11 protein-coding genes are annotated in these 12,152 nt (G+C 69.2%); 8 read left to right on the top strand and 3 right to left on the bottom strand.

Annotation, left to right across the window (positions count from 1 at the left end):
* Nucleotides 1-13: 13 nt before the first annotated feature.
* The 8 genes from galE to aspS all read left to right on the top strand — a co-directional run bounded on the left by galE (nucleotide 14) and on the right by aspS (nucleotide 9,100).
* The gene (gene galE / locus ACE3SG_RS16760) at nucleotides 14-1,030 is read left to right on the top strand and encodes a UDP-glucose 4-epimerase GalE (RefSeq protein WP_374566859.1); all 1,017 of its coding nucleotides are present in this window, start codon (nucleotides 14-16) and stop codon (nucleotides 1,028-1,030) included.
* Nucleotides 1,031-1,140: 110 nt separating this feature from the next.
* Nucleotides 1,141-2,130, top strand: coding sequence for an alkaline phosphatase family protein (locus tag ACE3SG_RS16755; RefSeq protein WP_374566857.1), 990 nt, complete (start codon nucleotides 1,141-1,143; stop codon nucleotides 2,128-2,130).
* 216 nt (nucleotides 2,131-2,346) lie between these two features.
* Nucleotides 2,347-2,868 carry a hypothetical protein gene (locus ACE3SG_RS16750; RefSeq protein ID WP_374566855.1) on the top strand — a complete coding sequence of 174 codons (522 nt, stop codon included), beginning with the start codon at nucleotides 2,347-2,349 and terminating at the stop codon, nucleotides 2,866-2,868.
* 71 nt (nucleotides 2,869-2,939) lie between these two features.
* A complete protein-coding gene (gene ubiB, locus ACE3SG_RS16745) occupies nucleotides 2,940-4,505 on the top strand; it encodes a ubiquinone biosynthesis regulatory protein kinase UbiB (protein ID WP_374566853.1) in 1,566 nt (521 codons plus the stop codon).
* A gap of 64 nt (nucleotides 4,506-4,569) precedes the next feature.
* Nucleotides 4,570-6,024: a sodium:solute symporter family protein gene (locus tag ACE3SG_RS16740; protein ID WP_374566851.1), complete on the top strand. Its 1,455-nt coding sequence runs from the start codon at nucleotides 4,570-4,572 to the stop codon at nucleotides 6,022-6,024.
* Nucleotides 6,025-6,119: 95 nt separating this feature from the next.
* Nucleotides 6,120-6,452: an FmdB family zinc ribbon protein gene (locus ACE3SG_RS16735; protein ID WP_374566849.1), complete on the top strand. Its 333-nt coding sequence runs from the start codon at nucleotides 6,120-6,122 to the stop codon at nucleotides 6,450-6,452.
* Between the two features lie 44 nt (nucleotides 6,453-6,496).
* Complete coding sequence (locus tag ACE3SG_RS16730) at nucleotides 6,497-7,168, top strand: DUF502 domain-containing protein (protein ID WP_374566847.1); 672 nt, start codon at nucleotides 6,497-6,499, stop codon at nucleotides 7,166-7,168.
* A gap of 141 nt (nucleotides 7,169-7,309) precedes the next feature.
* Nucleotides 7,310-9,100: an aspartate--tRNA ligase gene (gene aspS, locus ACE3SG_RS16725; protein ID WP_374566846.1), complete on the top strand. Its 1,791-nt coding sequence runs from the start codon at nucleotides 7,310-7,312 to the stop codon at nucleotides 9,098-9,100.
* Nucleotides 9,101-9,160: 60 nt separating this feature from the next.
* On the opposite strand, the gene ACE3SG_RS16720 is transcribed toward aspS, so the two are convergent.
* From ACE3SG_RS16720 to ACE3SG_RS16710, 3 genes are read right to left on the bottom strand one after another with little or no spacing between them, the layout of a single operon-like run.
* Entirely contained in the window at nucleotides 9,161-10,471 is a 1,311-nt protein-coding gene (locus ACE3SG_RS16720; protein ID WP_374566844.1) for an NAD(P)-binding domain-containing protein, read from the bottom strand.
* A 12-nt stretch (nucleotides 10,472-10,483) separates the two neighbouring features.
* A complete protein-coding gene (gene ccmI, locus ACE3SG_RS16715) occupies nucleotides 10,484-11,674 on the bottom strand; it encodes a c-type cytochrome biogenesis protein CcmI (RefSeq protein WP_374566842.1) in 1,191 nt (396 codons plus the stop codon).
* A complete protein-coding gene (locus tag ACE3SG_RS16710; protein WP_374566840.1) occupies nucleotides 11,671-12,150 on the bottom strand; it encodes a cytochrome c-type biogenesis protein in 480 nt (159 codons plus the stop codon). The genes ccmI and ACE3SG_RS16710 overlap by 4 nt, the downstream gene beginning before the upstream one ends.
* Nucleotides 12,151-12,152 lie beyond the last annotated feature (2 nt).

Here is a 12,152-nt window from a genome sequence, read left to right as displayed (position 1 = left end):
CGCTGCCCGCCCCATGACCACTGTTCTGCTCACCGGCGCCACCGGCTACATCGGCTCGCACACCTGGCTCGCTCTGCAAGAGGCGGGTTTCTCGGTGGTCGGCCTCGACAATTTCTCCAACAGCTCGCCCGAGGTGCTCAAGCGCCTGCACGAGCTGAGCGGCGTCGCGCCGGTGTTCGAGCGCGCGAGCATCACCGATGCCGCCGCGATGGAGGCGGTCTTCAGCCGCCACCGCATCGACGCGGTGGTGCACTTCGCCGCGTCCAAGGCGGTCGGCGAGTCCGGCGCGCAGCCGCTGGCCTACTACGCCAACAACATCGGTGGCCTGGTGACCACCTGCGAGGCGATGCGCCGCCACGGCGTGAAGACGATGGTCTTCAGCTCCAGCGCCACCGTCTATGGTGATCCCAAGTACCTGCCCTACGACGAGGCGCACCCGTTGTCGGCGATGAATGTCTACGGCCGCACCAAGCTGTATGGCGAGCAGATCCTGCGCGACCTCGAAGCGTCCGACCCGGCGTGGAAGATCGCCTGGCTGCGTTACTTCAACCCGGTCGGCGCGCACGAAAGCGGCCGCATCGGCGAAGACCCGCGCGGCGTGCCGAACAACCTGATGCCCTATGTGACCCAGGTCGCGGTGGGCCGGCGCGAGTTCCTGCAGGTCTTCGGCGGTGACTACGACACCGTCGACGGCACGGGGGTGCGCGACTACCTGCACGTGGTCGACCTGGCCGAGGGCCATGTGGCGGCGCTGCGCCACCTGCTCGACCAGCGCCGCTCGCTGACGGTGAACCTGGGCGCCGGCCACGGCCACAGCGTGCTGCAACTCGTGCGCGCCTTCGAGCGGGCCAGTGGCCGCCCGGTGCCCTACCGCATCGTCGACCGCCGCCCCGGCGACCTGCCTGCGTTCTGGGCCGATGCCACGCTGGCGCGCCAGCAGCTCGGCTGGCAGACCCGGCGCGACCTCGAGACCATGTGCGCCGACAGCTGGCGCTGGCAGCAGGCCAACCCCAACGGATTCGACTGCTGACAGTCCTGACGTTTTGTGTCTGGTTGGCCGTCGGCCGCCAGGCCCAGAATCGCGGCCACCCGCCGCCGGCGGCCGCTGCCCCGGCAGCTCAGCTAACCACGGAGTTGCGCATGGCCCAGAGACTTCACGCCGCCGCCCTGGCTTTGACCGCCATCCTGGCCGCCCCGGCCTTTGCCCAGGAGCCGGCCGCCGAGCCCGCCCAGGTGCAGGACATGGCGTCGCCGCAGACGGCGTCCGCCATCAAGGTCTTGTTCGTGATCGCGTTCGAGAACCACGATGCGAAGCAGATCTACGGCAACACGCGCGATGCGCCTTACATCAACAACCTGTTGATGGCCAACTATGCCTATGCCACGAACTTCGGCGACGTGCTGCCCTCGCTGCCGAGCGAGCCGCACTACGTGTGGATGGAGGCCGGCACCAACAAGTTCTCCGACCACACCTTCACCGGCGACGGCGACCCCAGCTCGAGCAACAGCACCGGCAACACCGCGCACCTGGTGACGCAGATCAAGAACGCCGGCAACGGCACCAGCTGGATGTCGTACCAGGAGGGCCTGAACAGCACCACCGGCAAGTGCCCGATCCGCTCCGACGGCCACTACGCCGCCAAGCACAACCCGTTCGTGTTCTTCCGCGACGTCTCTGGCAGCCCGCCGTCGAAGAGCAACAGCTACTGCGCGTCGCACCACAAGAACTACAAGGCCCTGGCCGACGACCTGGCCAATGCCCGCGTGGCGACCTACAACTTCATCACGCCCAACGAGTGCAATGACATGCACGGCGACTCGGGTTGCCCCAACAGCAACGAGATCCAGTCGGGCGACAACTGGCTGAAGAAGAACCTGCCCCCGATCATCGACTACGTCAACGCCCACCAGGGCGCGATCTTCCTGGTCTGGGACGAAGGCAGCAGCACCAACCTGGTCCCCTTCATCGCCGTCGGCCCGGGCGTCAAGAAGGGCCACGTCAGCACCGTGAAGCTCGACCACAGCGCGCAGCTGAAGTCGATCGAGCAGATCCTGCAACTGCCCATCCTGCCCACCGTGAGCGGCGCCAACACCTTCGCCGACATGTTCGAAGCCGGTCAATTCCCCTGACTGCCGGGGCGCGCGGAGCGCCGCCCCAACAAGTCGTGCGCGCGGGTCCGGCCTTGCCGGCCCGCTCAGCGCACCAACCTCCGCGCCGCCCGACCGAGCGCGCGCAGCGCCGCTCATTCAAGTGGCGTGCGCGGGTCCGGCTTTGCCGGTCCGCTGCGCGAGCCCCCTTGGGGGGCAGGCCCCGGCAGGGGCCGTGGGGGCTCCATAATCCGGCGCATGGCAAACCCTGTGACGGAGCTGCTGCTGCCCGCGGCGACCGACCGCTTCATCTTGCTGGCCAACCACGTGCTGCAAAGCGCGTCGGCGGCCACCGAGCGATTGAAGCCGCACGCCGGCCGCGTGCTGCGCATCGAGGTCGACAACTGGCGCGTGCCGTTGCCGCCGCCCCCGCCGCTGGCCTTGCGCATCACGCCGGCCGGCCTGTTCGAGGCGGCTGCGGCGGCAGGTGCGGCCGAGCCCGAAGCCGACCTGCGCTTGCGCGTCGATGCCGGCCACCCGCTGGAGGCCGCGCGCCGTGTCGCCACCGGTGAGTTGCCGCCGCTGCAGATCGAAGGCGACGTGGCGCTGGCCTCGGACATGAACTGGGTCGTCGCCAACGTGCGTTGGGACATCGCCGCCGACATCGAGCGCGTCTTCGGCCCGCTGGTGGCCGGTGGGCTGTCCCAGGTGGGCGACAAGCTGGCGGCCACCGCGCGCACCTTGGCGCAGGGCGCGGCCAGCGTCTGGCGCAAGCCCTGATGCGCCGCGCTGACCCGTCGACGGGGCCAGCCGCCGGGCACACGCCCTGCGCCGGCTGAGGGCGCGCGGCCATGCGCTTCGTGCTGCGGCTGGTCCGCATCGTTTTCACGCTGCTGCGCTTCGGCATCGACGAGCTGGCGCTGTCGGGCTTTCGCCAGCGCCGCATCCGCGCCTTGGCGGGTGTGCTGACGCTGGGCCGACGCTTCAGCCTGCCGCGCGGCGTGCGACTGCGCATGGCGCTGGAGCACCTGGGCCCGATCTTCATCAAGTTCGGCCAGGTGCTGTCCACCCGGCGCGACCTGCTGCCGCTGGACGTGGCCGACGAGCTGGCCAAGCTGCAGGACCGGGTGCCGCCGTTCCCCGCCGACCAGGCCCGCGCAATCATCGAGGCCGAGCTGCGCCGCCCGCTCGACACGGTGTTCGCGCAGTTCGACGACGTGCCCGTCGCCAGCGCCTCGGTCGCCCAGGTCCATTTCGCCACCTTGCTCGATGGCCGCGAGGTCGCGGTCAAGGTCTTGCGGCCCGGCATGCTGGCGGTGATCGACGACGATCTGGCGATCCTGCACATGCTGGCGCGCTGGGTCGAGCGCATCTCGGCCGACGGGCGCCGGCTGCGCCCGCGCGAGGTGGTGTCCGAGTTCGACATCTACCTGCACGACGAGCTCGACCTGGTGCGCGAAGCGGCCAATGCGGCCCAGCTGCGGCGCAACATGGCCGACCTGCCGCTGATCCTGGTGCCCGAAATGCACTGGGACCTGTGCACCCGCAACGTCTGCGTGATGGAGCGGATGAAAGGCATGCCGGTCAGCCAGGTCGGACGCCTGCGCGAGGCCGGCGTCGACATCAAGAAGCTCGCCCGCGACGGCGTCACGATCTTCTTCACCCAGGTGTTCCGCGATGGTTTCTTCCACGCCGACATGCACCCGGGCAACATCCAGGTCAGCGTCGACCCGGCCACCTTCGGCCGCTACATCGCGCTCGACTTCGGCATCATCGGCACGCTGACCGACGCCGACAAAGAGTACCTGGCGCAGAATTTCATCGCCTTCTTCCGGCGCGACTACAAGCGCGTGGCCGAGCTGCACGTCGAGTCGGGCTGGGTGCCGCCCAGCACCCGCATCGACGCGCTCGAAGGGGCGATCCGCGCCGTCTGCGAGCCGCAGTTCGACCGGCCGCTGAAAGAGATCTCGCTCGGCCAGGTGCTGATGCGGCTGTTCCAGACCTCGCGCCGCTTCAACGTCGAGATTCAGCCGCAGCTGGTGCTGCTGCAGAAGACGCTGCTCAACGTCGAGGGCCTGGGCCGCCAGCTCGACCCCGACCTCGACCTGTGGACGACCGCCAAGCCGTTTCTCGAGCGCTGGATGGACGAGCAGGTGGGCCCACGGGCGCTGTGGCGACGCCTGAAGGATGAGGCGCCGCACTACGCCAAGCTGCTGCCCGAACTGCCTCGGCTGCTGCACGACGCGCTGGCGCGCCGGGCCAGCCCGGCACCGAGCGACGACGCCACCTTGCTGGCCGAGCTGCTGCGCGAGCAGCGCCGCACCAACCGCCTGCTCGGCGGGCTGACCTGGGGCCTGCTGGGCTTCCTGGTCGGTGCGGTGGTGGCCCGCCTCGTGCTTCTGACCCACTTCGGCTGACGCCGGGCCGCTGCGCCCGGCCCGATAATGCCGGCCGCTGTCCGGCTCGTTTTCCTCCGCGCCCATGAACACCATCCTCATCACCTTCGTCGTGCTGTACCTGGTTGGCACGCTTGCGCTCGGCGTCTGGGCCGGCACGCGGATCAAGAACACCAGCGACTTCGCCGTCGCCGGCCGCAGCCTGCCGCTGATCATGGTCGTCACCACCACCTTCGCGACCTGGTTCGGCGCCGAGACGGTGATGGGCATCCCGGCCAAGTTCGTGCAGGGCGGCCTGAACTCGATCATCGAAGACCCGTTCGGTGCGGGCCTGTGCCTGGTGCTGGTGGGTGCGTTCTTCGCCACCAAGCTGTACCGGCAGAACCTGCTGACCATCGGCGACTTCTACCGCCAGCGCTTCGGCAAGGGCGTCGAGGTGTTCTGCTCGTCGGCCATCATCCTCAGCTACCTGGGCTGGGTGGCGGCGCAGATCACCGCGCTGGGGCTGGTGTTCTCGGTGCTGACCAACGGCGCGATGTCCGAGACCGCCGGCATGATCGTCGGCACGCTGGCGGTGCTGGTCTATGTGGTGATCGGCGGCTTCCTGGCGGTGGCCTGGACCGACTTTATCCAGATGATCGTGCTGGTGATCGGCCTGTCGATCATCGCCGTCTTCGCCAGCGACCTGGCCGGCGGCACCGACCAGGTGCTGGCGATGGCCCACAAATCCGACCTGTTCCGCTTCCTGCCGCCGCCCACCTTCACCGAGGTGGCGATGTTCGTCGGCGCAGGCCTGACGATGATGCTGGGCAGCATCCCGCAGCAGGACGTGTTCCAGCGCGTGATGTCGGCCAAGGACGCGCGCACCGCCCGCAACGGCGCGATGATCGGCGGCTTCAGCTACATCCTGTTCGCCTTCGTGCCGATGTTCATTGTCGCCAGCGCCGTGGTGGTGATGGGCGACAGCGCGCTCGACCTGGCGCAAAACGACTACCAGCGCCTGCTGCCGACCTTCGTGCTGACGAAGATGCCGCTGATCATGCAGATCCTGTTCTTCGGCGCGCTGCTGTCGGCGATCAAGAGCACCTCGTCGGCCACGCTGCTGGCGCCGTCGACCAGCTTCGTCGAGAACATCCTGAAGAACCTGCGCCCCGGCATGCGCGACCGCGAGCAACTGCTGGCGATGCGCGTCACGATCGTCGTCTTCGCGGCCCTGGTGCTGCTGTATGCGATCGCGATGAAGGGCACCACGATCTACGAGCTGGTCTCGGCCGCCTACCAGGTGACGCTGGTCGGCGCCTTCGTGCCGCTGGTGTTCGGCCTGTACTGGAAGCGCTCGACGACGCAGGGCGCGATCGTGTCGCTGGCGCTGGGCATCGGCACCTGGCTGGTGTACTTTCCGCAGATCTCGACCCTGGGCGAGTCTTTCCCCGGCCAGTTGGCCGGCCTGCTGGCGGCGATTGTCGGCATGGTCGTCGGGTCGCTCGCGCCGCAGGTGCTCAAAAGCCGCCACGAGACCGCCCAGACCCATATCGCTTGAAAAATCCGCGGCCCGGCCCCATTTGCTGCGGCGTGCGGGGCGGGCGCCAACAGGTGCCCGCTTATAATTTCCTGTTTTGAATCAAGGGTTTGGTCATGCCTATTTACGCTTATCGCTGCGCGGCCTGCGGCCATTCGCGTGATGTGCTGCAAAAGTTGTCCGACTCGCCGCTGACGCTATGCCCCGCCTGCGGGGCGGAGCAGTTCTCCAAGCAGATCACGGCAGCCGGCTTCCAGCTCAAGGGCTCGGGCTGGTACGCCACCGATTTCCGCAACGGCGGCAGCAGCCCCGCGGCGGCCCCGGCCACCAAGACCGACAGCCCGGCAGCGCCCACCGGCGGTGACAGCGCGCCGGCGTCGTCCGGCACGGCTGCGGCCGGCGGCAGCGGCGGTGGCACGGCCTGCGGCGGCTCCTGCGCTTGCCACTGAGCCGCCCGGCCCCGCCGCCACCGCCCCCGCCCCCGGAACACCGCTTGAAAAAGTACCTCATCGCCGGTCTGCTGACCTGGTTGCCCCTGGCGATCACCGTCTGGGTGCTGCTGTGGGTCCAGGGGCTGCTGGACGGCATGTTCAAGGGCGTGCTGCGCTTTGCGCAGGCGGTGCTGCCGGCGGCGGCGGCCGAAACCCTGCAGGCGCTGGGCCAATGGCCCGGCCTGGGCGTGGTCGTGATGGTCGCGCTGATGTTCGTCACCGGCGTCTTCGTCACCAACCTGTTCGGCCAGTGGTGGCTGAAGCAGTGGGATGCGCTGATGAACCGCATCCCCATCGTCCGGTCGATCTACAGCTCGGTCAAGCAGGTCTCCGACACGCTGTTCTCGAGCAACGGCAATGCCTTTCGCGAAGCGGTGCTGGTGCAGTACCCGCACGCCGGCTCGTGGACGATCGCCTTCGTCACCGGCAAGCCCGGCGGCGAGGTGGCCGACAAGCTGGCGGGCGAGCACGTGAGCCTGTACGTGCCGACCACGCCGAACCCGACCTCGGGCTTTTTCCTGATGATGCCGCGCACGGCCATCCATGCGCTGGACATGAGCGTCGACGAGGCCCTGAAATACATCATCTCGATGGGCGTGGTGGTGCCACCGCACACGCCCCCGGCCGGCTTCGTGCCCGCGCCGGAGGGGGCCGACCCCAATCGGGCGGGCTGAGCAGCCGCTGCGTCCGGCGCTCAGTCCTGAGGGTTGACCACCCCGCCCCGACAGCCTTTCAATTCCATCTTTGCGCACCGCTTCCGCGGCCATGGCCGCCGGCGCGCCATCGACACAATCAAGAAGCACTGGAGTGCACACATGAGAACCACGTACTGCGGCCTCGTCGACGAGGCCCTGATGGACAAGACCGTGACGCTGATGGGCTGGGCCCACCGGCGCCGTGACCACGGCAAGTTGATCTTCATTGATCTGCGCGACCGCGAAGGCCTGGTGCAGATCGTCTGCGACGAGGATCTTGGCGAGAGCTTCAAGGTCGCCGAAAGCGTTCGCAACGAGTTCTGCCTCAAGGTCACCGGTGTCGTGCGCGCCCGCTCGGCCGAGACGGTCAACGCCAACCTGCGCAGCGGCAAGATCGAAGTCTTCTGCCACGAGCTCGAAGTGCTGAACCCGTCGGTCACCCCGCCGTTCCAGCTCGACGACGAGAACCTGTCGGAAACCACGCGCCTGACGCACCGCGTGCTGGACCTGCGCCGCCCGCAGATGCAGCAGAACCTGATGCTGCGCTACCGCGTGGCGATGGAAGTGCGCAAGTTCCTCGACGCGAATGGTTTCGTCGACATCGAAACCCCGATGTTGACCAAGTCGACGCCCGAGGGCGCGCGCGACTACCTGGTGCCCAGCCGCGTGCACGACGGCCACTTCTTCGCGCTGCCGCAGTCGCCGCAGCTGTTCAAGCAGTTGCTGATGGTCGCGGGCTTCGACCGCTACTACCAGATCACCAAGTGCTTCCGCGACGAAGACCTGCGCGCTGACCGCCAGCCCGAGTTCACGCAGATCGATATCGAAACCTCGTTCCTGAACGAGGAAGAGATCCGCGGCATGTTCGAAGGCATGATCCGCACGGTGTTCCGCAACACCATCGGTGTCGACCTGCCGGGCTACCCGGTGATGACCTACGCCGACGCGATGCACCAGTACGGCTCGGACAAGCCCGACCTGCGCGTCAAGCTCAAGTTCACCGAGCTGACCGACGTGATGAAGGACGTCGACTTCAAGGTCTTCTCGACCCCGGCCACCACCAAGGGCGGCCGCGTCGTGGCGCTCAAGGTGCCGGGCGGCGGCGAGATGAGCCGCGGCGAGATCGACGGCTACACCGAGTTCGTCAAGATCTACGGCGCCAAGGGCCTGGCCTGGATCAAGGTCAACGACGTGGCCAAGGGCCGCGAGGGCCTGCAGTCGCCGGTGGTCAAGAACCTGCACGACGCCGCGATCGCCGAGATCCTGGCGCGCACCGGTGCCTGCAACGGCGACCTGATCTTCTTCGGCGCCGACAAGGCCAAGGTCGTCAACGACGCGATCGGCGCACTGCGCGTGAAGATCGGCCACAGCGAGTTCGGCCGCACCCACGGTCTGTTCGAAGACAAGTGGGCCCCGCTGTGGGTGGTCGACTTCCCGATGTTCGAGCACGACGAAGAGGAAGACCGCTGGAACGCGGTGCACCACCCCTTCACCGCGCCGAAGGACGGCCACGAGGACCTGATGGACACCGACCCCGGTGCCTGCATCGCCAAGGCCTACGACATGGTGCTCAACGGCTGGGAAATCGGCGGCGGCTCGGTGCGTATCCACCGCGCCGAGGTGCAGAGCAAGGTCTTCAGCGCGCTGAAGATTTCGCCCGAAGACGCACAGGTCAAGTTCGGCTTCCTGCTCGACGCGCTGCAATACGGCGCGCCGCCGCACGGTGGCCTGGCCTTCGGCCTGGACCGCATCGTCACGATGATGACCGGCGCCGAGTCGATCCGTGACGTGATCGCCTTCCCGAAGACCCAGCGCGCCCAGTGCCTGCTCACCGGCGCGCCCAGCGCGGTCGACGAGAAGCAGCTGCGCGAGCTGCACATCCGGTTGCGCAACGCGGTGGCGGCGGGCTGAGCTTGCGCGCATTGCCCTGCGATCCAGAAGGCCCTTCGGGGCCTTTTTTTCATGGCCGCTTCAAGCCGTGCCGTGCTTGGTCTCGAAGCGGATGCCGATGTCTTTCAGCAAGGGTGTGGGCAGCACGCCGCCGGCGCAGACGATCACCGCGTCGTTGGGCAGTTCCTGCGTCTGCCCGTCGTCGGTGCGCAGTGTGGCGTGGTGCGCGGTGATCGCCTGCACCTGGGTGCGCAGGCGCACGTCGAGTCGGCCGGCGTCGCGCAGGCGGGCCAGCTTGTCGCGGTTCTTGGCCTTGACGCGTGAGAAGGCGTCGCCGCGGTAGGCCAGCGTGACCCGCGTGGTGGGGGTGTCGGCCAGGGCGATGGCCGCTTCGAGTGCGCTGTCGCCGCCGCCTACCACCAGCACCGCCTGGCCGGCGTACTGCGCCGGGTCGACCAGGCGGTAGGCGACCTTGGGCAGGTCTTCGCCCGGCACGTCGAGCGTGCGCGGCGTGCCGCGGCGGCCGATCGCCAGCAGCACGGCGCGGGTGCGCAGCGTGCCGCGCGAGGTGGTGACGACGAAGCCTTCGGCGCCGGCGGCGGGCTCGATGCGCTCCATGCGCTCGCCGAACTGGATCGCGAGCTGGAACTTCAGCACCACGCCGTGCCAGAACTCCAGCAGCCGCTCCTTGCTGACCTCGTTCATGCGCACCGGGCCGACCAGCGCCAGCTGCACCGGCGCGGTCATCGCCACCTTCTGCCGCGGGTAGTGAAAGATCGAGCCACCGAGCGACTCTTCTTGTTCGACGATGCGGTAGCGCAAGCCCTTGTCGATCGCGGTCAGGCCAGCCGACAGGCCCGCCGGGCCGGCGCCGATGATCAGCACGTCCAGCAGCTGCGCGTCCTTGGTCTTGCCGCGCAGCGCGATCGCCTCCATCGCCTGGCGGCCCTGCTCGGCGGCCTTGCGGATCAGGCCCATGCCGCCCAGCTCGCCGGCGATGAACAGCCCCGGCACGTTGGTCTCGAAGTTCGGCCGCAGCAGCGGGATGTCGACACCGCGCTTTTCGGTGCCGAAGACCAGCGAGATCGCGTCGAACGGGCAGGCCGCGTGGCAGGCGCCGTGGCCGATGCAGGCGGCGGCGTTGACCAGCGCGGCCTTGCCGTTGACCATGCCCAGCGCCTGCTCGGGGCAGGCCTTGACGCAGGAGCCCGAGCCGATGCAGCGGGCCGGGTCGACGACCGGGTGCAGCGTCGGCGGCTCGTTCAGGCCCGCGGCCACCGTCTCGGCCAACTGCTGCGAGTGCTGGCGCTCGCGCCGGGCGCGCCACCACAGGTGCCAGGCCACCGCCACCAGCGGCAGCAGCAGGTAGGGCCAGGCGACCGACCAGTTCATGCCGCGGCCCCCTTAGCGAACCACCTCGCCGATGACCAGCTTCAGGCCACTGGCGCCGGGGGCGACAGGCGCCGACAGGCCTTCGAGGTCACCGGGCTGTGGCATCGCCTGGCCCGATTTCGAGACCCGGGCGCCGACCACCACGCGCGAGGCCTGGCTCAGCCGCGCCTGCGGGCTCATCGCCAGGCTGTCGTCGAGCGTGAAGGCCAGTGGCAGGTCACGCACGCGCTTCTTCAAGATCGCCAGCGGCATGCGTGAACCTTCGGCGGGGCGGGCGAAGACGAACACCGTGTCGTCCGGGCCGGCTTGGGCGGCGAGCGCCGGCGCCAGCTCGACGCGGCCGCTGATCGCCGGCCCCGAGGCCACCGCCGATGCAGCGGCCTCGGCGGGCAGCGGCGGCAAGCCGGCCAGTTGGCGCGCTTCGGCCAGGTTTTCGCGTGCCTGCTTGACGAGGTCGCTGTCCGGCGGGCCGGCCTTGCGGGCCAGGTCCCAGTGGCGGATCGCGGTCGGATAGTCTTTCTTGTCGAAGGCGATCGTGCCGGCCAGCAGCAGGGCCTTCAGGTTGTTGCCGTCGGCGGCCAGCGCCTGCTCGACCAGGCGCGCCGATTCACCGTCGAAGCTGCCGTTGTGTGTTGTCGCCAGCGCGTCGGCCAGGTCGGCCAGCGCCTGGGCGTTTTTCGGCTGCAAGGTCAGCACGCGGCGATAGGCCGCGATCGCCGGCTCGAACTGGCCGAGCACCGCGTACGAGCGGCCCAGCATCAGCCAGCCGTCGGCGTTGTCGGGCTCGTTCTTCAACCGTGCAGCCAGGCCGTCGACCATGCCCTGGATCTGCGCGGTGGTCATCGAATGGGCGGCACCGGACGCGGCCGACTCGGGCGCATCGGGGGCGGCTGCGCCGGTGGCCGGCACCGCGGCCGGGGCGGTGGCCCAGCCGTCGCGGTTGCCGAGCCACGCATAGCCGACCGCACCGAACACCACGACGAAGGCCACCAGGCCCCAGACCAGGCGCCGCGGCACCGGTGGTGTCGCCGCGGCGGCCGCAACGCTGGGCGCGCCGGCGGGGGCGGCCATCACCGCGGCCAGCAGGCGCTTTTCGAGCGCCTCGCGGGCACTGGCGGCCGCGGCGTCGGGCAGCGCGCCGCTGGCCCGCAGCGCCTCGAGTTGCTGCAGCTGGGCTTTCAGGTCGTCGATCGAATCGGTCATGGGGCTGGGGGGGCGGTGTCCGGGGGGATGTCAGAGGCGGTGTCGGGTTCTTCAAAGGCGTCGGCGGGCAGCCGGCTGCGGCGGCGCAGCGCCACCACCAGCGCACCCAGGCCAGCGGCCAGCAACAGGCCGGGGCCGAACCACAGCAGCGCGGTGCGGGCGGTCATCGGTGGCCGGTACAGCACGAAGTCGCCGTAGCGGTCGGTCATGAAGGCGCGGATCTGGTCTTCGCTGCGGCCGGCGCGCAGCTGGTCGCGGATCTGCTGGCGCAGGTCGCCCGCGAGTTCGGCGTGCGAGTCGGCGATGGTCTGGTTCTGGCACACCACGCAGCGCAGCTCACCGGCGATGGCCATCATGCGGGCCTCCAGCGCCGGGTCGTCGGCGGCAGGGCGGGCTTCGTCGGCATGGGCCAGCGCGGTGGCCGCGGCCAGCAGCGCCACGGCGAGCCAGCGCAGGGCAGGGGAGAAGGGGTGCATCA

The sequence above is a fragment of the Ideonella sp. genome (assembly GCF_041914305.1).
Lineage (GTDB): Bacteria > Pseudomonadota > Gammaproteobacteria > Burkholderiales > Burkholderiaceae_C > Ideonella.
This window is presented reverse-complemented; position numbering and strand designations above follow the sequence as displayed.

Excerpts from the sequence above, each read along its gene's own strand:
- ACE3SG_RS16740 (WP_374566851.1), top strand. The coding sequence starts at position 4,570 with ATGAACACCATCCTCATCACCTTCGTCGTGCTGTACCTGGTTGGCACG.
- ACE3SG_RS16755 (WP_374566857.1), top strand. The coding sequence starts at position 1,141 with ATGGCCCAGAGACTTCACGCCGCCGCCCTGGCTTTGACCGCCATCCTG.
- galE (WP_374566859.1), top strand. The coding sequence starts at position 14 with ATGACCACTGTTCTGCTCACCGGCGCCACCGGCTACATCGGCTCGCAC.
- ACE3SG_RS16720 (WP_374566844.1), bottom strand. The coding sequence starts at position 10,471 with ATGAACTGGTCGGTCGCCTGGCCCTACCTGCTGCTGCCGCTGGTGGCG.
- ACE3SG_RS16750 (WP_374566855.1), top strand. The coding sequence starts at position 2,347 with ATGGCAAACCCTGTGACGGAGCTGCTGCTGCCCGCGGCGACCGACCGC.
- ccmI (WP_374566842.1), bottom strand. The coding sequence starts at position 11,674 with ATGACCGATTCGATCGACGACCTGAAAGCCCAGCTGCAGCAACTCGAG.
- aspS (WP_374566846.1), top strand. The coding sequence starts at position 7,310 with ATGAGAACCACGTACTGCGGCCTCGTCGACGAGGCCCTGATGGACAAG.
- ACE3SG_RS16710 (WP_374566840.1), bottom strand. The coding sequence starts at position 12,150 with ATGCACCCCTTCTCCCCTGCCCTGCGCTGGCTCGCCGTGGCGCTGCTG.
- ubiB (WP_374566853.1), top strand. The coding sequence starts at position 2,940 with ATGCGCTTCGTGCTGCGGCTGGTCCGCATCGTTTTCACGCTGCTGCGC.
- ACE3SG_RS16735 (WP_374566849.1), top strand. The coding sequence starts at position 6,120 with ATGCCTATTTACGCTTATCGCTGCGCGGCCTGCGGCCATTCGCGTGAT.